The sequence below is a fragment of the Pseudomonas sp. P5_B3 genome, from assembly GCF_056400405.1.
In genome coordinates this window covers 95791-117854 of the sequence record NZ_JBFULI010000012.1, presented here as the reverse complement: position 1 = coordinate 117854, position 22064 = coordinate 95791, and the positions used below count along the sequence as shown (strand labels likewise).

Genomic DNA, 22064 nt, shown 5'->3' with positions numbered 1-22064 from the left:
ATGGCGGTGTATCAGTCAACGAAGATGTTGAAGCTGATGGCCTCATCGCGAGCAAGCTCGCTCCCACAAAAAAGCATGGTGCATTACCTCGGGTGCAAGCTTTGCCGCCCTCGTGCAGTGGTGATGGTAGTCAGTTAAAACGCAGGCCCCCTGTGGGAGCGAGCTTGCYCGCGATGAGGCCATCAGCTTCAACATCGTCGTTGGCTGATACACCGTCATCGTCGGAACGCCGCCCGGAGCAGGCTTGCTCCCACCAAAAGCTGGCTGGCGAATCGTGATACCGCGTACCGTCGGCGCCAGAACATGGCCGGTTTGATGCCGACCAACAGTAGATCGGGCCTGTGGGGCCGGCGTACCGGGTTGAAATGATTGTGTAATTCGGGATGGTCGTTTGTCGGGCGTATGGCTATGCTCAGCGAGTTTGCCAATCGCCAATGATAACAACCACAGTGAAACCATGAGCCAATCAGACACGCGTGCGACTGTTCTAGCGCTGTATCCAGAAGACTCCCGCGAGGCGGCGGCGTTGCTCAAGCAGGCAGTGCCGCTGATGGTTCGTCACAACATTGCGCCCAACCCGGTGCACTACGCGCTCTGGTACACCTACAGCAAAGGCCAGGAGCCGGAGCTCAATCGGCACCTGGACCGGTTGGTCAACGACTTCGACTATTTCCCGCCGGAGTCGGCCACCAAACTGTTTCGCGAGTACATCATCCGCGATGAGCTGGCGGATGTCCGTTCCGGGCAGCAGGACGCAATCAACCTGGTCGACGACATGGAGCGCGATGTTTCGCGCAGCGTGAAAGGCAACCAGAACTTCCAGGCCAGCCTCGGCCAATACCTGCAAATGCTTGAAGAGCCCGCCAGCGAGCACTTGCCGAGCATCCTGATCCAGCTGCAACAGAGCACCCGGCTGATGCAGGGGCAGCAGGAGCATTTCCTCGCCCAGTTGCAGTCGGCGCAGCATGAAATCAAAAGCCTGCGGGACAAACTGGAGCGCGCCCAACTGGCCGCGACCCTCGATGGCCTGACTGAATTGCTCAACCGCACCACCTTCAATCGCAAGCTCGAGCAGGCGATGAACAACGCGGCGACCGGCGTGGCACTGGTGATGCTGGATATCGACCACTTCAAGCACTTCAACGACCAGTACGGCCATCCCTTGGGTGACCGCGTGCTTCAACATGTCGCCCAAGTGCTGCGAGACTCGCTGCCGGCCGAGGCCATTGCCGCACGTTACGGTGGTGAAGAATTCTGTGTCGTGCTCAAGGATTGCCCGGATCTGGCAGCCGCCGGTGCTTTTGCCGAGCGCCTGCGCCTGAAAATCCAGTCGCTGCGGGTCAAGGCCCGGGGTACTGACACGGTGCTGGACACCATCACCGCGTCGTTCGGCGTGGCTCATGCCAAACCCGGTGACACGCCGGAAACCCTGCTGACCCGTGCCGACGATGCGCTGTACCAGGCCAAGCGCAACGGGCGTAATCAGGTACGTCAGTAGCCTGACGTAGCGGTGGGTGCGATTTGGCCGAGGATGAGTACACCTTGCGCACCTGGCAACGTTCCCAGGCCGGTTCGCTGAACCGGCAACTGACCCCATTCAAGGATTGAGTCAGTTGCCGTCGCTGCCGGATCAGTGGAACGGGAAGATGTAGTTCATCCACGCCGCCATGCGCAGAAGGATCTTGCGCATCATCGCGATGTGATGGAAATGCTGGCTGTACAGCGCCGCCTGGCCATAGGCCCCGCCGGGCATCTGGTCGGCGTACTGGGCATAGTCGGGATCGGTGATTTCAATGACCACCGGGACCCGGCCGGCCGGTGGTGAGCCGGTGAAGCCGAGCAGCGTGCCCGAAGGCTGGACCTGGCCTTCGGCGATGACCGAAACCACGGTTTTGACCTTGCCTTCGAAAACCTTTCCGGGAATGCCATCGAAAGCGACTTCGGCCTCGTCGCCCTCGGTCAGGCGCAACAGGCTGTTCTGCCGCATCCACGCCGCGAAGTAATGCCCTTCGGCGGGAATGAAGACCATCGAGGGGCGCAACGGCAACTTGGTCGCCATCATGCCCGGACGCAACGAAACGTGGGTGACGAAGCCCTTGCTCGGCGCGCGGACGGTGGTGTTGTCGAGTTCGTACTGTACGTTGTCCAGTTGTGCCTTCAGGTCATCACTGCGCGCGACCACAATGTCCAGTTCCCGTTGGGTGCCGAAATTACGCTTGATCAGCTCGGTGATCCGGGCGCGATCGGCCTGGGCGGCAATCAGTTGTGCCTTGAGGGATTTCATCCGGTATTCGAAAGGCGTGGGATCGATGCGAAACAGCACATCGCCTTTTTCCAGGGGCTGGTTGGCCTGCACTGGCACGTCGATTACCTGGCCACTGACCACGGGTATCACCGGAACCGATACGAAATAGGAACGCGCCACCTCGGAGTAGGGGTGGTTGTAGTTCATCGTGAAAATCAGTGCGCCGATGATCACGATCCCGCCCAGTACGGCTGTGGGCACCGTCCATTTGTTCAGGGGAATGCGGAAGATCTTGAAGATGGCAACGCAGAGTGCGGCATACGTCAGAATGAGTAAAAGATCCATGGCTCAGATGCCCTCGCCGAGATTGTCCGTTGGCAGCCTGCCCGGTGCAGTGCCGGTCGCCGCCTCGAGGCGCTCGATCCGCCCTTGCAGTTCGGCGACCTGTTGTTCGAGGTGAACCACATGGCTTTTTGCTGAATGTCCGTCACTGAAACCCCAACCCCGGTCCTCTCGATAGGCCATCGCCCAGATCCACAGGAACGGCCAGAGCGCGTGCAGGGTGAACAGGCTGACCCAGCCGGTGGCATGGATCGCATCCTGGTGGGGGTGGTTGCGGTGGACGGCAATTTCATAGGGGATGTCGTGGAGCAGGATGACCCCGTAGAACAAGATGAGCCCGACAAAGATCAGCAGGCCCAGCGCGAAGTAATCAAGCATGAATCACTCCTCTTGAAACAGGTGACGTGTGCGCATGAGTGTAGCCGTTCAATCTACACTTGACGGGGACGCGGATACCCAGCTTGAGCAACCCGTGCCTGGCCGAAGCGTTGACCGATATCGTGCAGGCAAACCCGGGCGAGGTGAAATCATGCAAACCACTGGTCAATTCGAAAGGGCGCCTGTACTTGACCCCGTCGAGCGCATTACCGAGGTGATCTTCGGCCTGCTGATGGCCATGACGTTCACCGGCACTATCAGCGTGGCCACGGCAGATCAGGCAGCCGAACGCACGATGATGATTGCCGCACTCGGTTGCAATCTCGCCTGGGGACTGGCCGATGCGGTCATGTACCTGTTGCGCGCACTGGTCGAGCGCACGCGCAGGATCAAGCTGTACCTCGCCTTGCGCAATGGCGCGGACGCCGCGGCCGGTCAGGCACTCGTTGCGCAAGTGTTGCCGGTGCAATTGGCGGCGGCGGCCGGCAGCGAAGGCCTGGAGTTGTTGCGCCGTCAACTGCTCGAGCAGCCCCCCTTGCCGACCAGGGCGGGCCTTGGCTGGAACGACTTCAAGGGTGCTCTCGGTGTTTTCCTGTTGGTCGTGTGCTCGACATTTCCGCTGGTGGTGCCGTTCATACTGCTCGATCAGACGGCACTCGCCATCCGCCTGTCCAACCTGGTGGGCCTCGTGGTGCTGTTCATCGCCGGCTGGATGCTCGCCAGATACGCTGGCGCCACGCAATGGCAGGGTGGGGTGATCATGGCCGCCACGGGGGCCGTGCTGATCCTGGCAATCATTGCGCTGGGTGGCTGACAGCTGGTCGTAATTCAACACACTAAAGACTCATTCTCATTTAGTATTGCCCTTCCATTTACGTCGGGCAGCCTGGTATGGATGTTCTTGTCACTATCCATCTTTATTTATCCCAGTGGGTGATCGAGCCGGTCACCCGGCAGTTCCTGGGCATTTTCGACTTCAACGGCAGACTCGGTCTATCCTTTCTCTGCATGTCTTACGGCGTCGCTTATTGCCTGTTCCGCTGGCGCAAATCCCGGGGCCTGACCGACGTGCGCACGTTCGGCCAGTTCATCGGCGGTCGCCGGGTTTACCTGCACCGCTCGGCGCTGCTCGACTACCGTTATTACTTCGTACTCGCCATCCTCAAGGTTGCCCTGGTGCTGCCCATCGTCGGCCTGGTCGATCCGTATGTCTTGCGTTCAGCGGACTACATCGCGTTTTTCACCCACCTGTGGGGCGCGCGCACGCAAGTGGAGGAGCACCTGGCGCTGACCCTGCTTTATGGGCTGGGTGTATTCCTGGTCAAGGATTTCAGCCATTACTGGGGCCATCGCGCCTTTCATTCGCGGTATCTGTGGGCCTTCCACAAAGTCCATCATTCGGCGCCCGTGCTGGTGCCGGCGACGGCCAGTCGGGTGCACTTTCTGGAAGAAGTGGTCGAAAAACTCACCGACATCATCTGCGTCGGCGCCTTTGCCGGTGTCTTCTGGTACGCCTGCGGCGGGGAGATCAGCCGCTATACGCTGTTTGGCGTGACCTACGTGGTGTTCATCTTCAATAGCCTGGCGGCCAACCTGCGTCACAGCCATGTCTGGTTTTCCTTCGGGCCGGTGCTTGAGCGGGTGCTGAGCAGCCCGGCACAACACCAGATTCATCACAGTGATGCGCCGCGACACTTCAACAAGAACTTCGGCATCAATCTGTCACTGTGGGACTGGATGTTCGGTACGCTGTACGTCACCCGGTCCACACCCGAGGCCATTCAATACGGCACCGGGGAACAGGATCACGAGCGTTACCTGACGCTGCGGGGATTGATCGTCACGCCTTTTGTCGACATCGCGCGCAAACTCCTCTCTGGGAAACGCGCGAAAGCACAGCCTGAAAGCGGATCTGATCCGTATTTTTCAGCGCAATCTGCCTCTGTAACGGATACAGCCGCCAGCCCACAATAAGTCTTCGGTACGGTGTTCGGGCGGCGCACGCCGCCCCTGTACCGCCAATTCATAGTGTGGGAGGCCCCATGGCCAAGATGACGATTTTTCTCGGCGGTTTTCTGCTGTTGACCATCCTGATCGGTATGCTCGCGACGATTCCTCCGACATGATTGCACCCGCTATCAGTCGTCGACAGCCCGGCGCAGTTCGCGGTAGGCCGTGACCAGTTGCTCGAGGCTGAACCCACGATTTCTTCCGCTGGGGTTGGGCAAGACCCAGACCGAGGCATTGCCGAAGGTTTTGGTTTGCAGGCCCCAGGCAATGTCGCGCTGACCGGACAGCGCGCCATACGCCGCCTTGCCCAGAAACGCCACGAAGCGCGGCGCATGGCGTGCGATTTTCTGTTCGAAGGCCGCTGCCGCGGCGGTGAACTCGCGCAGGGCCAACTGATCCGCACTGGCCGTCGGCCGTTCCACCACCGCGGTCAATCCGCATCGATAGCTCAAGATCGTCCGATCGTCTTCCGGTCGCACAAGCTCTGGGGTAAACCCGGCGAGATGCAGCGTGCGCCAGAAACGATTGCCGCGCCCGGCAAAATGGTGCCCTTGGGCGGCGGCCGTCATTCCGGGGTTGATGCCGCAGAAGATCACGGCCAATTGCCCGGCGAGGATATCTTCGAGTTTTTCACTCACCGCAGATCACTCTGATCGCCTGGCGTGCCAACGCTGTCAGTTCGGCTCGGGATTTACCGGCCCGGGCACGGATCGAAATGCTGTGCAGCAGAGACGAGGCGAGCACGGCCAGGGCCGCCGGGTCTGCGTCGCCTTTCAACTCGCCAGCCTCTTTCGCCGCTTGCAGGCGAACTTCCAGATCGGCATCCAGCCGGCTCAACCGGTCGGACAACACCTCGCGAATTTCCGGGTCCTCGACGGCTTCAGTGGTTGCCGTGCCGATGGCGAAGCAACCCCGGGGCTGGCCGTCACCCGAGAAGTAAATCGATAACTGCCCCTCGTAGAAACGCTGCAAGGCCTCGGCCAACGGCAGCTCCAGGTCCGTCAGCGCCTCGTGCATGGACGCCGCGGCAAACTCCCAATATTGCTCCAGCGCTTTGATATAGAGCGCGTGCTTGTCGCCGAATGCTGCATAGAGGCTGGGGCGATTCATCCCGGCGGCGGTGGCGATGCTGTCGAGCGACGCGCCGGAATAGCCGGTGTTCCAGAACACCCCGAGTGCCTGCTGCAACGCTGTCTGCGGGTCGTAGGCGCGAGGGCGGCCGCGGACTTTGCCCTCTGTCGATTTATTTTGTGCCATGTCGTACAAAATCCTTGTCGGAGGATGGGTCGAGGGATATTCTTACACCATCGCACAAAATTAAGGAATCAGAAATTCCTTGTTCCAGGGTTTGTTGTAGCCGAGCGCGAACTGAGTGTTGCGGCGACGAAACCGACGCGCCGGGAGCGATCCTTCCGGCCGCGCACGGGCTTGCTTCCTTACGACATTTATTGACCTGCGGGCCGCCGGCGCTTGTTGCCGACGCCGGCCCGATTACCCGGCTAAAGGTGAACTCGATCATGACCAAAGCGTTCGATATCCCGGCTTCGCAGACCTTCGAGCACCCAGGCCCAAACCCGGCTGACTCGCGTATCGACAAACCACTGAAACAGAGGTTGCGCCCCTGGCTGATGGTGGGTGTTCCCATCCTCTTCGCAGCGTTGGGCTATGCCCACTACGTGTCGGGGCAGGCTTTTGTCTCGACCGACAACGCTTACGCCCGGGTGGCGAAGGCGTCGATAAATGCGCGGATCTCCGGGCAAGTGGTAGAGATCGCCGTCGAAGACAATCAGCCGGTCCACAAGGGCCAGGTGCTGTTCCGGATCGATCCGAAACCATTCCAGATCGCCGTCGACCGCGCGCAAGCACAACTGGGCGTGGCGCGCCTGCGTATCGATGGGCTCAAGGCCAGCTATCGCCAGCAACAGGCGGAACTGCAATCGGCGAAAGAGTCGGCTGACTTCGACCAAAAGGATTTTGCCCGCAAGAAAGCCCTGGTCGCCTCCGAGTTCGTGTCGAAATCGATTTACGAACGGGCCGACACCGACGTGAAGGTGGCGCGGCAACGGATTGTGTCCATCGAACAACAGATCGCCAGTACCGTAGTCGCCTTGAACGGCAATCCGGACATCGATGCCGATAGTCACCCGACGGTTCGCGAGGCCAGGGCGCAGCTCGACGAGGCGCAGTTGTACCTCTCGTACACCACGGTGTATGCGCCGCAGGATGGCATCGTGGCCAAGGTCGACGACCTGCAAGTGGGCAACCATGTGAACAACGGCGCGCCGGCTTTTGCCTTGCTGTCCGGTCACGAGATCTGGATCGAGGCCAACTTCCGCGAGACCGACGTGACCCACATGCGCCCGGGCCAGGAAGCCACCATCCGCATCGATACCTACCCGGATCGGGTGTTCAAGGCCCACGTCACCAGCATGAGCCCGGGGGCCGGGTCGGATTTCGCGCTGCTGCCGCCGGAAAATGCGACCGGCAACTGGGTCAAGGTCACGCAGCGGGTACCGGTACGGCTCGAGCTCGACGAAGTGGACCCGACGCTGCCGCTGTTCTCCGGGACCAGCGCCACGGTGCGGATCAATACCCGGTTTCAAAGCCCCTGGTGGCACCCACTCAAGGCGTTACTGACCGCAGGTAACTTCTGATGAATACCCAATCGATGGTAAGCCCCGGTGGGGAGGGCGCGCGCTCGCTCAGGTTCGCCGCCTTGCTGGCGACCTACATGCAGTCGGCGAACCTGCCGCTGCCGAACGCGGCACTCAGGTTGATTCAGGGCAGCCTGTCGATGAGCGACGATCAGGCTGGGTGGATTTTCACCTCGTACCTGGCCGCGAGTGCGATCAGCATGCCGGTCGCGCAGTGGCTGGCCGGGCGCTTTGGCTTGAAGTTCGTGTATCAGGCGGCGCTGGCGGTGTTTGTCCTTGGCTTGTTGCTCGCCACGGCAGCGACGACGCCACTGGAGTTCGTGGGGGCGCGCATCATTCAAGGCATCGCCAGTGGCGTGCTGGCGCCGCTGTCGATGGCGATTGCCATGGAAACCTTGCCGCTTCAGAAGCGTGCAACGTTTGGCGCGAGCTGGACCGCCATTGTGCTGTTCGGCATCGTCAGCGGCCCGAGTATCGGTGGCTGGATCGCCGAGCATTTTGGCTGGCGGCCGATGTTCTACCTCAGCGTGCCACTGTCGGCGTTTATCTTCCTGGTGGCGGCGCTGTTGCTGACCGAGAAGAAGGCCGAGAAACCTCCGGCGTTCGATTTCTTCGGCTTCGGCACCTTCACCCTCGGCCTGATCAGCCTGCAAATGTTGCTCGACCGGGGGGAGCGCCTGGACTGGTTCGCTTCGCCCGAGATCTGGCTCGAAGCCGTGGCGGCTGCGTTGGGGGCCTACCTGTTCGCGGTGCATGTGCTGACTTCGAAGGTGCATTTCCTCAACAAGCGCCTGCTCAAGGACCGCAACTTCGTGTTGTCGACGGTGATCTTTTTCGCCCTCGGTTTCGTGCTGTTGTCGACCATGGCCCTGACCTCGCCGATGCTGGACGAGATTCTCGGCTACCCGCCGGACACCACCGGCGCCTTGACCATTCCCCGTGGGGTGGGCCTGGTTGGCGCTTTTCTGTTGATGGGGCGGCTGCCCGAGCGCTTCGACCGGCGCCTCTTCGTGGCGGCCGGTATCGCCATCGTGGTGTATGCCAACTGGCTGATGCTCGGTTATTCGCCGCTGATGGACGAGTGGCCCGTGGCTGTCGCCGGTGCGATCCAGGGCGCGGGCCTGGGCATGTTGATGCCCGCGGTGAGCAAAGTCGCGTTCAGTACGCTCGACCCCACGCTGCGCCCCGAAGGCACCGGCCTGTTCAACCTGGCCCGGGTCTACGGCAGCACGCTGGGCGTGGCGATCGTGCAACTGTTCTTCTTCAACAACACCCAGGCGCTGCACATGGCGCTGGCCAGCCACCTGACGCCGTACCGCGCCGCTGCGCATTCGCTGACCTCGGCGCCGTTGCAGGTGCTGGGCGGGCTCAACGAAATGATCACCGGCCAGGCCGCGTTCATCGCCGTGATCGACCAGTTCAAGATCCTGATGGTGGTGATGCTGGTGGTGAGCCCGCTGGTGTTGTTCCTTCGCAAGCCCGTTGCGGCCAATTAGTGTTCGTGGAGAGTGCCAAATGAATTCTTATGCGCTGGTCATCAACCGCTATCTGCTGCAAACGAAATTCGCGGCGTTGTCGCTGCTTGCATTCCTGACGGCCTGCACCGTTGGCCCCGACTATCAGGCACCAGCGGCGAGTGCGTCGCAGCACTATGACCCACAGGCCGAGCAGCGTCTGGCCCAGGGTGGCAACCCTCGCATCAACCTCGGCAGGAAGGTCAGTGGTGACTGGTGGACGGCCTTTCGCTCGCAGAAGCTCGACCACGTGGTTCGTCGTGCCATCGACGGCAACCTGGATCTGGTGGCCGCCGATGCCACGATCCGGCAAGCCGCGTCTTCTGTGGCTGCGGCGCAGGGTGCGCTGTATCCGCAGGTCGATTTCGCTGCCGTGGCCGGTCGTCAACGGCTGCACAACACCAGGGAACCCTCCATCGCCAATTTCTATGCGATTGGGCCGCGGGTGGGGTTCGACCTTGATGTGTTCGGCGGCAACAAGCGATTGGTCGAACAGCAGCAGGCGTTTACCGAGCTGCAAAAACACCGTTACGAAGCGGCGTACCTGACGTTGACCGGCAACGTCGCCAGCCAGGCGTTGCTGGTGGCCTCCGCCAACGCACAGATACGGGCCGTGGAAAAGCTGCTGGCCAATGACGCGAGGAACCTTGAGCTGGTGCGCATGGCCCACCTCAATGGCAGCACCACGCAGATCGATGTGTCGCTGGCCGAGACCCGTCTCGCCCAGGACCGCACGCTGTTGCCGCCCCTCGCTCAGCAGCGCGATGCCGCACGCCACGCGCTGTCGATCCTGACGGGGAAGGGACCGGCGGACTGGATCGCTCCTGACTTCGACTTGGGCGAGTTTGCCTTGCCGTCGAACATGCCGGTGAGTCTGCCTTCGGAAATGGCCCACGACCGGCCGGATGTGCTGCAAGCCGAGGCGCAACTGCACATGGCCAGCGCAGCGGTGGGCGTGGCGACGGCGAATCTCTATCCCCACGTCACGCTGTCCGCGTCCCTGGCGCAGGCGGCTTCCGGTAATGGCGGCGCGGCACTCTGGGGTTTCGCGGCGGGGCTGGCCGGACCGCTCTTTGATGGCGGAACGCTCAAGGCCGAACAACAGGCAGCCGTCGATGGTTACAAGGCGACGCTCGCCGGTTACCAGCAGACGGTCATTACCTCGTTCGGGCAGGTCGCCGACACCTTGCAGGCGATCAACCATGACGCCGAGGAACACCAGGCCCAGACCGACGCATTGCGCGCGGCCGAAACCAGTTTGCAGTTGAACCAGCAAGCCTTCGCGCAAGGCGAGAACAGCATTCTCCAGGTCCTGGAAGCGGAGCGTGCCTACGAGCAGGCACTGCTGGGACAGATCCGCGTGCAAACCGCGCAGTACCTCGACTCCGTGCAGCTGTTCATTGCGCTGGGCGGCAACTCCGTCGGTGCCTTCGAGCAACGCGTGGCGTCCGGCGACGGGCAGAAACCTTCGTATCAATAATGGCTGCGGCCTGGAGTAATGACATGACTTATGAAGCCTTTCACGACGGACTGCGCGATACCGGATTCCTGCTCAACCATGGGGCGGTCGAGATGCCGGCGGTTGGGTTCGGTACGTTGTTCCGCGATCTCGCCACCACGACTGAAGCGGTGAAGGAGGCGTTGGCGGCCGGTTTCCGCCATTTCGATTGTGCCGAACGCTATCGCAATGAAGCGCAGGTTGGCGTTGCGCTGAAGGAAGTGCAGGAGGTTGGCAAAGTCCGGCGCGAAGAGCTGTTCATCACCACCAAACTGTGGAACACCAACCATCGCCCGGAGCGCGTCGAACCCGCGTTCGAAGCCAGTTGCCAACGCCTGCAAGTGGACTACATCGACTGCTACCTGATCCACACGCCGTTTGCCTTTCAACCCGGCGACAACCAGGACCCGAGGGACGAGCAGGGCAACGTCATCTACGACAACGGCGTGACGTTGATCGAGACGTGGCGGGCGCTTGAGCGGCTGGTGGATGAGGGGCGGGCCAGGTCCATCGGTGTGTCCGATATCACGCTGCAGGCGCTGAAGGCGCTGGTTGCCGACGCCCGGATAAAACCCGCCGTGGTGCAGGTCGAGTCCCACCCTTATTTGCCGGAGTGGGAGTTGCTGGAATTCTGCAAAGAGCACGGGATTATCCTGCTGGCGTTTGCGCCACTGGGGCATGGCATGGAACCGAATGTGCTGCAGGACCCGGTGCTTACCGGCATTGCCCGGCGTGTGCAGAAAACCCCGGCCCAGGTGGCGCTGGCCTGGTCGGTACAACGTGGGGTGGCGTTCCTGACCACCTCGGCAACGCCGAGCCATATCCGGGAAAACATCGATATCTCGACCTTGCCGCTCAGGGCCATGGTGGAGATTCAGCAAGACATCAAAACCCGTATACGCTTCAACTCGGTGGTTGAAACCGGTGTGCCTGGATTCATTCCGCGCAAAAAGTAATGCCTGACGCCAGGGCGGTCTGTCATAAGGCCGTCCTGTTTGCTGACCCCTTGAGGTGAAAACGATGGATGTGTTCCAGACCATGCGCTGTTTCGCGGCGGTCGCCCAAAGCGGCAGCTTCACGGCAGCGGCCGCGATGCTGGACACCACCACGACCAACGTTTCAAAAGCCGTTTCCAGCCTGGAGGCCCGGCTGCAAACGCGGCTGATCAACCGCACCACCCGGCGCCTGGCATTGACCGAAGCCGGCGTGCGCTATTTGCAGCGCTGCGAGCGGATTCTGCAGGACATACGCGAGGCCGATGAAGAGGCGGGCACGGCTCAGGTCATGCCCGCCGGCCGGCTGAAAATCCATGCCATGTCGGCCATTGGCAATCATTACGTGATCGGCGCCATTGCCCGCTACCGGGAAACCTATCCTTCGGTTCTGTTTGACCTGACCGTGACCAATCGGCTGCCGGATTTGCTGGAGGAAGGCTATGACATGTCGATCGTGCTGGCGCGGGACCTGCCCGATTCCGGGTTTGTCGCCCAGCGGCTGGGTATCACCTACAGCATCCTTTGCGCCTCGCCGGTGTACCTGAGCAAACGAGGGATTCCCGAGTCGCCGGGTGAGCTTGGCGGCCATGATTGCCTGCGAATCGTCAACACGGTCATGCCGGCGCAGAACTGGGTATTTGAAGGCCCGCAGGGGATAGAAACGTTCAGCACACCGGTGTCGCCCTTTCACGTCAACACGGCTGACGCCATGACTTTCGCGATCAAGAACGGGATGGGGATTGGCATTCAACCGATTGCTTCGGCCGTCGAGGGCCTGCGGGCGGGGACTTTGGTGCGGGTATTGCCGGGGTATCGGCTGGAGGAGCTGAACCTGTTTGCGATCTACCCGTCACGCAAGTTCGTGGATGCTAAAATAAAAACCTGGGTGGAATTTCTGAAGCATTCCATTCCGGGTTTGCTTGCCTCTGATGAAAAAATTGTCGGTGCATCTGTGTAGCGATGTGGCTGGCGCTGTACGCATGGAGTGTCGACCCTCCATCGTCCATACAATGTTCAACCGTTCGAGCATCCGGTGCCCATGACTTGATATTCAATGGTGCGGCGTTGACCCTGGGAATCTTCGTAGGTCATACGCGCCGGGACCGGTCCGCATTCATCGGCGACTTCCGATACTTCGATGACGCGCTTGATATCGAGCCTGGTGCCGTATGTGTAGGTTTCAAGCGGCGTTTGGCCGGTGGCGGCAGTGGAGTGGTTGTCGTCTGCAAAGGCCTGGGCACCGGCGGCGCCAAGGGCAACAAAGAGTGCGATGTTCAACAGTTTCATGATCTTCACCTCGTGGTTGAAGCGTTGTCCTGCAAGGGTGTTCAGCCTTGTGAGCGGGTTGCATCTGATTGGGTTTGCTCACTTGGGTAGAGCCGATATTAGGCGTTTGGCGGGGGCGCAAATATCGGCTCGCGGGATAAACACTGTTGCCGGATCGCTCATGAATCGAGGGGAATTCGTAGACGGCGCCGGTGGACAAACCGGCGGACGTCTTCATCGGCGGTCAGTGACACCGCTGGCGCTCACTGGTACTCATCATGCCGACGCCACCAGGGCCCCGTTTCATTGCGCCCCTTGGGCGCGCGGTCGAGCCATTGGTACATGCCCCACAATCCGTCCAGGCCCCGGGCGTAGGTGGAATAGGTGTGATAGATCTCGCCGTCTTCCAGCACAAACGTACTCAGTCCTGGCCTGTCGCGGGTATAGGTCGGCGCATCGGTGCCACAGGTCGCGGCGAACTGTTTCACCGGTTCCGGGATCTGGCTGGCGTCCATCGCATGCCCGCCGCGCTGATAGTTGTACTCGACCAGCCCTTCACGCTGCTGCGCTTCGGTGAAGTAAACGTTGAAGTCGGCGGTGAAGTCGCTGTCGGCGGCCGAAGCCCAGGGGAAAGTCCAGCCCATTCGGCGCTTGTAGGCCTGCAGTTTCGCCAAAGGTGCGCGGGATATCGCCATCAGGGTCACGTCGTGGTTCGCCAGGTGGATGACAACGGGGTCGAAGCCATCGGCGATGGCTGAGCAGGACGGGCAGCCGGCTGTGTAGTCGGGCCCGAACATGAAGTGGTAGACCAGCAGTTGCGAGCGCCCTTGAAAGAGCTCGGTCAGGGTGGCGCTGCCGTCGTCGGTATCGAAGCGGTACGTCTTGTCGAGGCGAACCCATGGCAATGCCTGGCGTTGCCTGGCCACTTCATCGCTGCGCCGGGTCAGGGCCTTTTCCGCTTCGAGCAATTGCAGACGTGCTGCCAGCCATTGTTCCCGGGTCGCGGTATTGTGCGTGTTCATCGTTATACGCTCCTGGTGAAAGGTCGTGATTTAGACTAAACCCGGGTATCGAATGAGGGGAGTGACAAGTGTGGCGGGATTTCGATGGACTCGATGATCATGGCAGCTGCCCATGCGCTGGCCGCAGGGAACCCGCTGGGCGCGCTGGACCGTGTGGCCTTGCGCGACGATGCGCCGGCGCTGGCCCTGCGCGGTATCGCCATGGCGCAACTGGGCGATCTGGTGCGGGCCCGGGTGCTGATCAAGCGTGCGCAACGGGCCTTTGCGCCCAGGGAAGTGCTGGCCCGTGCGCGCTGTGTGGTGGCCGAGGCCGAAATCGCCCTGGCTTCGCGGGAACTCGGGTGGCCGGTCAAGGCGCTCGAAACGGCGCGGGTCACCCTCGAACACCACGGTGACCGGGTCAATGCCGCCCATGCGCGGTATCTGCAAATCCGCCGGTTGCTGCTGATCGGTCAGCTCGATGAGGCGCAGCAGCTACTGGCCGAACTCGATCCCGGGCCATTGCCGCCGGCATTGCGTGCGACCCATGAACTGGTACTGGCGGGTATTGCCATTCGATGCCTGCAATCGAACGCGGCACGGGACGCGTTGACGAGGGCCGGGCAAGCGGCCAGTCAAGCGGGGATTGCCGCGCTGATGGCCGAGGTCGAACACGCTGCGCGCCTGCTCGATGCCCCCGCGGCACGCCTGATTGCCCAGGGTGAGGTACGGCCGCTGTTGCTCGGTGAAGTTCAAGCGTTGCTCGGTTCCACGTCGCTGGTGGTGGATGCCTGCCGGTACGCTGTGCGTGGCTGTGGCATGTCGGTGTCGCTTGCGACGCGGCCGATTCTGTTCATGCTTGCCCGCGCATTGGCCGAAGCGTGGCCCGCTGACGTTGCGCGGGAAACCCTGATCGCCCGGGCGTTCCGCTTGAAGCTCTCGGATGAATCCCATCGCGCCCGGCTTCGCGTGGAAATCGGCAGGCTGCGTCAAGCACTCAAGCCCTTGGCCGGCATCACCGCGACGGCTCGCGGTTTTGCCCTGCAATCACCGGTGTGTACGCAGGTGGTGACACTGGCGCCGCCGGCCGAGGAAAAATTTGCCGCGGTATTTGCCTGCCTCGCCGATGGCGAGTCGTGGTCGAGCTCCGCCCTGGCATTGGCGCTGGGCACCAGCCAGCGCACGGTGCAGCGGACACTCGATACACTGGCGGAGGAGGGCAAGGTGCAATGGTTTGGCCGTGGTCGCGCGCGGCGCTGGATGACGCCGCCCGTACCGGGATTCGCGACGACCTTGTTACTCCCGGTGCCGCCGCCCGGTGGCTAGGATGAACGCCACCAACCCCAATGAGGAATGCCGGAATGAAACACGCAACTGCTGAGATCATTCGTGAATATGGCCCGTTTGCCGATGTCGATCATGTGTGCGGCGTCACCTGGGACGGCGAAAAGGTCTGGTTCGCCAGCAACAGCAAAATCAACGCCCTGGACCCGGAAAGCGGCAAGGTGCTGAGCTCGATCGATGTCGCTGCCCATGCCGGCACCGCGTTCGATGGCGAGCATCTGTTCCAGATCGCCGAAGACCGCATCGACAAAATCGACCCCCGCACCGGCCGTATTCTCGCCACGATCCCCGCCCCCGGCGCAGGCACCGATTCGGGACTGACCTGGGCCGAAGGGACGTTGTGGGTGGGCCAGTACCGCGAACGCAAGATCCACCAGATCGACCCCGAGACCGGCAAGATCCTGCGCACCATCGAATCCAACCGTTTCGTCACCGGCGTGACCTGGGTGCAAGGTTCGCTGTGGCATGGCACCTGGGAGGGCGACGAAAGTGAACTGCGGCGCATCGACTCGCAAACCGGTGAAGTACTGGAAAGCCTCAAGATGCCGGAAGGCGTCGGCGTGTCGGGGCTGGAGTCCGACGGCGGCGAGCGGTTGTTCTGCGGTGGTGGCGATAGCGGCAAGGTGAGGGTGGTGCGCCGGCCTTCGTGAGGTGCTGCAGCAAGGTCACCAGATACAACCTTTGTGGGAGCGACGGTGCGGCGATCCGACCTGCTCGCGATTGCAGAGTGTCAGGCAACATCAATGTTGACTGATTTGACGCCATCGCGAGCAAGCTCGCTCCCACAGTGATTTCGGTTGCTCGCAGATATTGCGTACACCCACTAACCCTGTGGGAGCGAGCTTGCTCGCGATAGCGGTGGATCAGCCGATATCAATGTTGAATGTGCTGGCCTCATCGCGAGCTCGCTCCCACAGGGTTAGTGGGAGTACGCAAAATCTGCAAGCAACCGAAATCACTGTGGGAGCGAGCCTGCTCGCGATAGCGGTGGGTCAGCCGATATCAATGTTGAATGTGTTGGCCTCATCGCGAGCAAGCTCGCTCCCACAAAGGCAACTGCCTTGGCGAAATTCATCCATTAGAGTCATTTGCGCACCGATAGTATTTTTGTTTCCTGCCATGTTTTCTGCTGGTCGAAATCGGTCTAAAAGCCCGGTTGGCAATCGTGTCTGTTTTGCTATCCTCAACCTTGTAGGTGAAGACGCAGACTGATGCGCAAAAGGATAGCAAGGAGACGTGGGGCGCGTTCCGAAGGGTACACGGTTAGAAAGATCCCCGCGCTGGGATCCAGCCCTTATGCCGTGTGAAGCAGAAGAGTTCCAATACAGATTCACGGCTCTTTTGTGGGAGGCCTGATAAACCTTGTAAGCCGGAGACCAGCGCCGGCCACCTACTTACACTCACCCGCGAAGCCCGCCCAGTGCGGGCTTTTTAATGCCCGCAAGGTGGGTCTGGTCAGCGGCTCAGGGCGCGCCAAACAGCATCGTCCAGTAAACACCGTTGTCGCTGCGGGCGTTGGTGGCATAAGCGGCGCCGACCTGGGTGAACATCGGGTTCATCAGGTTGGCGCAGTGCCCGGGGCTGGCGAGCCAGCCGGCCATGGCCTTGCTCGGTGAGCCTTGCCCGGCGGCGATGTTTTCACCGATCTGCCGACCACGGTAGCCGGCAGCCTTGGCGCGGTCGTAGGGCATGTCGCCGTCAGGGTCCTGGTGGGCGAAATAGTTGCCGTAGGCCATGGCCTTGCTATGGCCCTGGGCTGCGGCGCCGAGGGAGGCGCTCCAGGTCAGCGGCCGCGCGACCCCGAAGCGCTGGCGACCACACAGGCGCGGCCTTGCCCGGGCGGCATTGACCTGCGCCAGCAACGCCTGTGCGGCGTTGCGTGGATCGCCGGCCTGCCCGTCGAGCACCGGCCGCGCCAGCACCACTTGCCACTCACTCCCGGCGCGGCTGACGCCGATGTCGGCGTATTGATTGTCGAGCAGTGCGGCGCAATGTTCGTCCTGGAACATATCGAACGCTTCTTCGGCATCCCGTGCACCCACCACGCGGATAGAGCGCACCATGGTTGCCTGATAGCCGGAAGCCTTTAACCGGTCCCGCAACCCACCGCCCACGCCGACGGGCAAGGCCAGGTTCGACTTAAGCGTCAGGGGTGATAAACGTTGTGTCGGTCGTCGGTCGCAGCGTTGCGGATGGGCGCGATAGTCGTTGATGGCGTCGACCAGTTGCCGTTGCCCATCGGCGTGGGCGGGGCTGGCAAAAACCGGGAGCAGGGAAAACAGGCACAGCGAAGGAAAGCGCAAGGCAACGGCGGTTTGGCGCATGGGACGGGCAACTCGGATGAGATGACGATAATAGGAGTGGGGGGGAAGCGCTGGGTATGACTGGTGTCTCGACACAAGGTTCACGGCGGACAAGCGGCGGCCTGTCGTCCAGCCGAGGCGTGCGACGAAGGGTAAGGAGTGGTGCGTCGTTTAAACGGGATCCTGGTTCTCGCTCGGTCGTAGCCTGAAGCGACAGACATGCCCGCCACGCACCATGCATTCGCTGTGTTCGACTTCACCGCCGCCCAGCGTGCCGATCAAGGCCAGGTCCAGTTCGCAGACCACCGGGTGGGCGGCGGCCAGGCGATGGAATACGCAGTTATGCGCAACGATTTCCGGGGTGCCGCCTGAGCGAAAAAACACCTCGGCTTCGTAGCCCGTCTGGTTCATGTGCTGGACGATCCTGGCTTCATCCACGACCTGTTGTTCCAGGTCCGAAGCCAGCTTGCGGCCCATGCTGCGCATCAGCGAAGCCAGGGCTTCGGGACCGATGATGGCGGCGACTTCATCAATCAATATGCTGGCCAGTAGCTGATAGTGGCGAGGGAACTGCTCCCGCGCGTGGTCGGTGAGCCGATACAGCTGCTCCGGACGACGACCCGTCGGCCGGGTGTCGCCGCGCAGCACCAGGCCGTCACGCTCCAGCGCCGCCAGGTGTTGGCGGATCGCCGTGCGCGTGACGGCCAGATGTTCAGCCAACTCGTCAATGCTCATGCCGCCCGCATGGTGCAGCAGCGCATTGAGCAGGTCTTGCTGTGTTCGGCCCAGTCCTTCCAGCATGGGATACCCTCGCGCGATATCAGAATTTGTCAGGGAACTGCTTGACCAGCGCGGCGGTCAGCGCGTCGGCCAGGGCCTGGATGTGCGTGCGCATCATCGCCCAGGTGCGGGCTTCGCCGGCGTAATCGTGCGCGGCAAACGCATCGATCTGGGCGACGTGGTGACCGCCATGGGCCGACAGCATGTTGACCAGTGTGGCTTCAGGCAGATTGGGGTTGGCGGTGGCCAGGAAAGCCGCAATCGCCTTGGCATTGCTGSTCAACTCGGTGACGGCAGCCTGCTTGCCCTTGGCGTCTTTGGCGACGGTGGCATCGCTGTAGTGTTTCACCGCGCCCCAGTGACCGGCCAGCAGCTTGAGCAGTTGATCCGCCGCCGGTTGGCCGTAGAGCGGGGCGATGCTGTTGGCGATTTTGGTCGCGTTGTCGACGACCTGGTCCGCCGCGACTTTGGCTTGCTTTTTATCGGCGGATTGATTGGCCAGCGCGTAGTTTCTGATCCAGAAAATGTGTTCGACCCAAAGGTCACGCTCGGCCAGGCGCGTGGTCAGCGCGGGGCTGTCGACAGCGGCAGGCGAGGCGGCGGGCGTTTGGCTCCAGACCGGTTGCGCACAGAAAGCCAGCAGGAGCAAAGCCAGGGTTTTGATATTCATCGTTGAAAACCTTTAGATGTTGAACCCGATTAACTGGGTAGAGCCACTCTAGTAAACAAAAAGTCATAGACTTGAAAATTATAATCATCAGAAGGCGAATTTTTCGGATATAAACTCAGCAGATAACGAAATCTGCAGCCTATCGGTTTCGACATAAGAGGGGAACGACTTTTTGGGGGAGAGGTATGACGATGTGCCGGTCAGGGAAGGTTGTCCGAGAGTGAAAGTATGTCCGAAAGACAATATAGTTTTACTGACGGGCAATACGCGGGGTGGTCGGTGGTAATAGGCTTGATTAACTTTTTTTCAATCAGGCGCTTAAGGCCTCCAGAGGTCAGATTAGCCAATAACCACGCTTTGTACTGGGGGATATACATTTTTAACTGGCGCTCTATTTCCTTGGCAATACTGGTACTATAAAATTTCTGATTGCCGATAAATAACGGTTTTGTATCGTGTTTAACCTCGAAGCGCCGTCTTAAAACATGGGCGTTAGTGTCAAGTTTGGTGGCGAGCTCATAGTGAGTAAAATGGTCTTTGCGCCATTCCATGAGTAACTTAAGGGCCGCGTCCGGATCAGTGAAAGAATTGGTTTTAGGGATGTATAGTGACGTAAGTTTTGGGATTGTGTTTGACTGAATAAGCAGAATTAATGATTTTCTTTTAATGTTTATTAGTGATGCGAACTCCAAAGTCGTGTGTTTTTTTCTTGCGCGTAAGATCTTCAAGTCATCGTGGCGAGATTCTATGGATTTTTTTATGTCCGACGTAATTTGTTCTCGACTATAAAGATAGGGGAAGTTGTCGTGCGGCGGCATAATGTTATTTTTAAAGAGGATTGACTTGATGGCTTTGCCAGTTATTCCAAATTCTCTGGATAAAGCCGGGGTGGTGGTGAATTTTTGAGCAAATAATTTAAGGCAATCTTTGTGTATGAATTTTGCGCGAGATTTTCCTCGAGTGATTTTTCCTAGGATAATCTCTCCTGGAATGAATCCATTTGAAACAAGTTCCTCGACTTGGTGTGGCAGAACCCCCCAGTTAGATTGGATTTTATGTAACGATTCATAATCTTTGCGTGTATATCCGGTAGGGGTTTCTCCTCTAGTTCGTTCTTGTTTAAATTTGTTTATAACCTCACACATTTGATCCTTGTGGTAAAAAATTCTGTTGGCGATACATATTTTTTGAAATGAATGATTTTTTATAATGGATCGTGTGGTTTCAAGTGCGCCGACAGCGCCGAATGAGGATTTTAATTCGGCAAAGCTGAATGCGAGAGGTTTGCAGCAGTTATGCACAGTGCAAGTGTGCGATTGGGATGAATTATTTTTCAAATAATCCAATGTTGTGCTACTGATCCATTGATCATGGCTCCGAATCCATGAACTTAGCAATGTTTGTGTCGGGAAGTTCGGATAGCTGTTGGTTAGATTCGTAAGGTAAGAGATAAAGAATTTTTTATCCTCTTTTCCTATATTCACCGCCGTGCTGATTGCGCAATTAGTGTCGGGGTCGGAAAGAAGTTTGTATTGCATGCAATCAAGAGCAGCGAACGTTCGGGTGATTGCATCTTGGTTAAGGTTTAGAAATAATTCTAATAATTCTATAGTGGCAGTGTCTTGGGTGGGCGTGGCTAACGCGTTCCGTAGGTCAAATTGACATTTGCAAAACGGTCCATTGGTGTATGACCATTGATATATCCTATCACATGAGGGGCAGTTGCTTAGGTAAAAGAGATGATGGTAGGGGCATACAGCCACATAGTCGATATCTTGGATAAATCGCCAGTATCCTTCCGCTAAGCAGGCCGGACAAAATCGGGAGTGATGCCGACATTTTCTGAAAGGGATCTCAATTTTTGCAATTATGGTGTTACTCAAGCCCGTCGCTAAAGGGGATGAGCGCTTATAAAATACGCTTTGAGAGGCGAATGGATTTTCTTCATTTTTTAAGAAGAAATCGCTTATGACTTCTCCTTCGAATAAGTTTTTAAAACTTATAAAGGCATCCACACCAAGTGCTCGCGAAAAGCTCATTACATTGGTATATCCATTAAGGAAAGCCGTCCGTGAAACCAGGCTAGACGGGCTTTCATGCGGGTAGGGCCTAGGCCAAAAAGGTAATTCATGCATCTTTCAGTTGCTCCATAAGTGTTTGAATTGTTCCAGCAGATACTTCAAAGGGATTTGTATAAGGTTCGACACCGTCGTTTAGTAGCCGCGCCGCCGTTGCACAATCCGAAATTGTGACTTCGTCGCCTTTCCGGGTTAATACGATGTGCATAATCTCATAAAGTAGTGTCCGTAAAGACCGCATATTCCCAAGTGTGTGCAAGTAGAACGCACATGAGATTTTGCTGTCGGTAATGTGTAACGGTTTGGAGAAATTTCCGATTCTGCTCATTTCAGTATTCAATTTGAGTAATACCGCCATGAAAATTGAATCGTACTTCAAGTTGCTCAGTCTGGCGCGATATGGATAGCGACCAGCCAGTTCTTCGTGCTTGTCTATCAGTGACTCTGCGCTGGTTTTTCCTGAAAGAATAATCGGGATGGCAGTGCTGTTAGCCACGTGTTTTATCCACTTGCATACATTCTGCCACGTCTTTACAGCACTTGGGTTCAGGAGGTCGTGCACCTCGTCGATAATAATGAGTTTGGTTCCACATGTTTTCAGCAAACGGAAAAGCCGATTTTGTAATGTAGCGAGTTTGGCTACAGGAGGGTCGTCTCCAAGCGCCTTGAGCATTTCGGTGCACAAATCTATGATTGAGTACGTGGCTGGCACAGGACAATCAAAGGCGAGAACTTGTTTGAACTGCCCACTTTCAAGAAAGACTGTGCGCTGTCCACCGACCATATTGATTATCTGCGTACAGGCGGTACTTTTCCCCGTTCCTGGGTCACCCAATAAGAGTGCGCAACAGGGTTCCTTTCTCAACCGCGTGGCTTCCATGCCGTGAAGCAATTTTTCGATGGCCGCAGCATATTGAGGGTGYATAATGATAGTATTTGAAAACTCGATGATCTTCGATTCCATGGCAATTGATAGTGTCATGAGA

21 protein-coding genes are annotated in these 22064 nt (G+C 59.1%); 10 read left to right on the top strand and 11 right to left on the bottom strand.

The window, feature by feature from the left end:
- The first annotated feature begins 457 nt into the window (after positions 1-457).
- Complete coding sequence (locus tag AC1DRN_RS10350; protein WP_223457402.1) at positions 458-1498, top strand: GGDEF domain-containing protein; 1041 nt, start codon at positions 458-460, stop codon at positions 1496-1498.
- Positions 1499-1630: 132 nt separating this feature from the next.
- On the opposite strand, the gene AC1DRN_RS10345 is transcribed toward AC1DRN_RS10350, so the two are convergent.
- Both AC1DRN_RS10345 and AC1DRN_RS10340 read right to left on the bottom strand, forming a co-directional pair.
- Positions 1631-2590 (bottom strand): HlyD family secretion protein, encoded by a 960-nt coding sequence (locus tag AC1DRN_RS10345; protein ID WP_218431934.1) that lies wholly within the window; start codon positions 2588-2590, stop codon positions 1631-1633.
- A 3-nt stretch (positions 2591-2593) separates the two neighbouring features.
- The gene (locus AC1DRN_RS10340) at positions 2594-2965 is read right to left on the bottom strand and encodes a DUF3302 domain-containing protein (RefSeq protein ID WP_223457403.1); all 372 of its coding nucleotides are present in this window, start codon (positions 2963-2965) and stop codon (positions 2594-2596) included.
- Between the two features lie 151 nt (positions 2966-3116).
- On the opposite strand from AC1DRN_RS10340, the gene AC1DRN_RS10335 reads away from it, so the two are divergent.
- Positions 3117-3779 (top strand): hypothetical protein, encoded by a 663-nt coding sequence (locus tag AC1DRN_RS10335; protein WP_223457405.1) that lies wholly within the window; start codon positions 3117-3119, stop codon positions 3777-3779.
- A 77-nt stretch (positions 3780-3856) separates the two neighbouring features.
- Complete coding sequence (locus tag AC1DRN_RS10330; RefSeq protein ID WP_223457407.1) at positions 3857-4939, top strand: sterol desaturase family protein; 1083 nt, start codon at positions 3857-3859, stop codon at positions 4937-4939.
- A gap of 164 nt (positions 4940-5103) precedes the next feature.
- On the opposite strand, the gene mug is transcribed toward AC1DRN_RS10330, so the two are convergent.
- Together mug and AC1DRN_RS10320 are read right to left on the bottom strand one after the other, a co-directional pair.
- A complete protein-coding gene (gene mug, locus AC1DRN_RS10325; protein ID WP_223457409.1) occupies positions 5104-5613 on the bottom strand; it encodes a G/U mismatch-specific DNA glycosylase in 510 nt (169 codons plus the stop codon).
- Positions 5606-6232 carry a TetR/AcrR family transcriptional regulator gene (locus AC1DRN_RS10320; protein WP_223457410.1) on the bottom strand — a complete coding sequence of 209 codons (627 nt, stop codon included), beginning with the start codon at positions 6230-6232 and terminating at the stop codon, positions 5606-5608. Before AC1DRN_RS10320 ends, mug begins: the two co-directional genes overlap by 8 nt.
- 260 nt (positions 6233-6492) lie before the next feature.
- Here AC1DRN_RS10320 and AC1DRN_RS10315 point away from each other — a divergent pair, with 260 nt between their 5' ends.
- The 5 genes from AC1DRN_RS10315 to AC1DRN_RS10295 all read left to right on the top strand — a co-directional run bounded on the left by AC1DRN_RS10315 (position 6493) and on the right by AC1DRN_RS10295 (position 12594).
- Positions 6493-7629, top strand: a complete 1137-nt coding sequence (locus tag AC1DRN_RS10315; RefSeq protein WP_223457411.1) for an HlyD family secretion protein — start codon at positions 6493-6495, stop codon at positions 7627-7629.
- Positions 7629-9125 carry an MDR family MFS transporter gene (locus AC1DRN_RS10310; RefSeq protein WP_223457412.1) on the top strand — a complete coding sequence of 499 codons (1497 nt, stop codon included), beginning with the start codon at positions 7629-7631 and terminating at the stop codon, positions 9123-9125. The genes AC1DRN_RS10315 and AC1DRN_RS10310 overlap by 1 nt, the downstream gene beginning before the upstream one ends.
- Before the next feature lie 19 nt (positions 9126-9144).
- Positions 9145-10623: an efflux transporter outer membrane subunit gene (locus tag AC1DRN_RS10305; RefSeq protein ID WP_223457413.1), complete on the top strand. Its 1479-nt coding sequence runs from the start codon at positions 9145-9147 to the stop codon at positions 10621-10623.
- A gap of 23 nt (positions 10624-10646) precedes the next feature.
- On the top strand, positions 10647-11597 hold the full coding sequence (locus AC1DRN_RS10300; RefSeq protein WP_223457415.1) for an aldo/keto reductase: 951 nt from the start codon (positions 10647-10649) through the stop codon (positions 11595-11597).
- Positions 11598-11661: 64 nt separating this feature from the next.
- Entirely contained in the window at positions 11662-12594 is a 933-nt protein-coding gene (locus tag AC1DRN_RS10295; RefSeq protein ID WP_223457417.1) for a LysR family transcriptional regulator, read from the top strand.
- A 56-nt stretch (positions 12595-12650) separates the two neighbouring features.
- Here the strand turns inward: AC1DRN_RS10295 and AC1DRN_RS10290 are convergent, their stop codons facing one another.
- Both AC1DRN_RS10290 and AC1DRN_RS10285 read right to left on the bottom strand, forming a co-directional pair.
- The gene (locus AC1DRN_RS10290) at positions 12651-12923 is read right to left on the bottom strand and encodes a DUF2790 domain-containing protein (RefSeq protein WP_223457419.1); all 273 of its coding nucleotides are present in this window, start codon (positions 12921-12923) and stop codon (positions 12651-12653) included.
- A gap of 242 nt (positions 12924-13165) precedes the next feature.
- Positions 13166-13924: a DUF899 domain-containing protein gene (locus AC1DRN_RS10285; protein ID WP_223457421.1), complete on the bottom strand. Its 759-nt coding sequence runs from the start codon at positions 13922-13924 to the stop codon at positions 13166-13168.
- An 84-nt stretch (positions 13925-14008) separates the two neighbouring features.
- Between AC1DRN_RS10285 and AC1DRN_RS10280 the strand changes: the two genes are divergently transcribed.
- Both AC1DRN_RS10280 and AC1DRN_RS10275 read left to right on the top strand, forming a co-directional pair.
- A complete protein-coding gene (locus tag AC1DRN_RS10280) occupies positions 14009-15229 on the top strand; it encodes a helix-turn-helix domain-containing protein (protein ID WP_223457423.1) in 1221 nt (406 codons plus the stop codon).
- A 35-nt stretch (positions 15230-15264) separates the two neighbouring features.
- Positions 15265-15897 (top strand): Vgb family protein, encoded by a 633-nt coding sequence (locus AC1DRN_RS10275; RefSeq protein WP_223457424.1) that lies wholly within the window; start codon positions 15265-15267, stop codon positions 15895-15897.
- 813 nt (positions 15898-16710) lie between these two features.
- On the opposite strand, the gene AC1DRN_RS10270 is transcribed toward AC1DRN_RS10275, so the two are convergent.
- From AC1DRN_RS10270 to AC1DRN_RS10250, 5 genes are all read right to left on the bottom strand, one after another.
- Positions 16711-17571 carry a CAP domain-containing protein gene (locus AC1DRN_RS10270; protein ID WP_223457425.1) on the bottom strand — a complete coding sequence of 287 codons (861 nt, stop codon included), beginning with the start codon at positions 17569-17571 and terminating at the stop codon, positions 16711-16713.
- Positions 17572-17721: 150 nt separating this feature from the next.
- Positions 17722-18351 (bottom strand): helix-turn-helix transcriptional regulator, encoded by a 630-nt coding sequence (locus AC1DRN_RS10265; protein WP_223457426.1) that lies wholly within the window; start codon positions 18349-18351, stop codon positions 17722-17724.
- A 19-nt stretch (positions 18352-18370) separates the two neighbouring features.
- Positions 18371-19000 (bottom strand): hypothetical protein, encoded by a 630-nt coding sequence (locus tag AC1DRN_RS10260; protein WP_477786697.1) that lies wholly within the window; start codon positions 18998-19000, stop codon positions 18371-18373.
- A 200-nt stretch (positions 19001-19200) separates the two neighbouring features.
- Positions 19201-21135: a TniQ family protein gene (locus tag AC1DRN_RS10255; protein WP_223457428.1), complete on the bottom strand. Its 1935-nt coding sequence runs from the start codon at positions 21133-21135 to the stop codon at positions 19201-19203.
- The gene (locus AC1DRN_RS10250; protein ID WP_477786696.1) at positions 21128-22060 is read right to left on the bottom strand and encodes a TniB family NTP-binding protein; all 933 of its coding nucleotides are present in this window, start codon (positions 22058-22060) and stop codon (positions 21128-21130) included. The genes AC1DRN_RS10255 and AC1DRN_RS10250 overlap by 8 nt, the downstream gene beginning before the upstream one ends.
- Between the last annotated feature and the right edge of the window lie 4 nt (positions 22061-22064).

Excerpts from the sequence above, each read along its gene's own strand:
- AC1DRN_RS10350 (WP_223457402.1), top strand. The coding sequence starts at position 458 with ATGAGCCAATCAGACACGCGTGCGACTGTTCTAGCGCTGTATCCAGAA.
- AC1DRN_RS10345 (WP_218431934.1), bottom strand. The coding sequence starts at position 2,590 with ATGGATCTTTTACTCATTCTGACGTATGCCGCACTCTGCGTTGCCATC.
- AC1DRN_RS10340 (WP_223457403.1), bottom strand. The coding sequence starts at position 2,965 with ATGCTTGATTACTTCGCGCTGGGCCTGCTGATCTTTGTCGGGCTCATC.
- AC1DRN_RS10335 (WP_223457405.1), top strand. The coding sequence starts at position 3,117 with ATGCAAACCACTGGTCAATTCGAAAGGGCGCCTGTACTTGACCCCGTC.
- AC1DRN_RS10330 (WP_223457407.1), top strand. The coding sequence starts at position 3,857 with ATGGATGTTCTTGTCACTATCCATCTTTATTTATCCCAGTGGGTGATC.
- AC1DRN_RS10320 (WP_223457410.1), bottom strand. The coding sequence starts at position 6,232 with ATGGCACAAAATAAATCGACAGAGGGCAAAGTCCGCGGCCGCCCTCGC.
- AC1DRN_RS10315 (WP_223457411.1), top strand. The coding sequence starts at position 6,493 with ATGACCAAAGCGTTCGATATCCCGGCTTCGCAGACCTTCGAGCACCCA.
- AC1DRN_RS10310 (WP_223457412.1), top strand. The coding sequence starts at position 7,629 with ATGAATACCCAATCGATGGTAAGCCCCGGTGGGGAGGGCGCGCGCTCG.
- AC1DRN_RS10305 (WP_223457413.1), top strand. The coding sequence starts at position 9,145 with ATGAATTCTTATGCGCTGGTCATCAACCGCTATCTGCTGCAAACGAAA.
- AC1DRN_RS10300 (WP_223457415.1), top strand. The coding sequence starts at position 10,647 with ATGACTTATGAAGCCTTTCACGACGGACTGCGCGATACCGGATTCCTG.
- AC1DRN_RS10295 (WP_223457417.1), top strand. The coding sequence starts at position 11,662 with ATGGATGTGTTCCAGACCATGCGCTGTTTCGCGGCGGTCGCCCAAAGC.
- AC1DRN_RS10290 (WP_223457419.1), bottom strand. The coding sequence starts at position 12,923 with ATGAAACTGTTGAACATCGCACTCTTTGTTGCCCTTGGCGCCGCCGGT.
- AC1DRN_RS10285 (WP_223457421.1), bottom strand. The coding sequence starts at position 13,924 with ATGAACACGCACAATACCGCGACCCGGGAACAATGGCTGGCAGCACGT.
- AC1DRN_RS10280 (WP_223457423.1), top strand. The coding sequence starts at position 14,009 with ATGGACTCGATGATCATGGCAGCTGCCCATGCGCTGGCCGCAGGGAAC.
- AC1DRN_RS10275 (WP_223457424.1), top strand. The coding sequence starts at position 15,265 with ATGAAACACGCAACTGCTGAGATCATTCGTGAATATGGCCCGTTTGCC.
- AC1DRN_RS10270 (WP_223457425.1), bottom strand. The coding sequence starts at position 17,571 with ATGCGCCAAACCGCCGTTGCCTTGCGCTTTCCTTCGCTGTGCCTGTTT.
- AC1DRN_RS10265 (WP_223457426.1), bottom strand. The coding sequence starts at position 18,351 with ATGCTGGAAGGACTGGGCCGAACACAGCAAGACCTGCTCAATGCGCTG.
- AC1DRN_RS10255 (WP_223457428.1), bottom strand. The coding sequence starts at position 21,135 with ATGCATGAATTACCTTTTTGGCCTAGGCCCTACCCGCATGAAAGCCCG.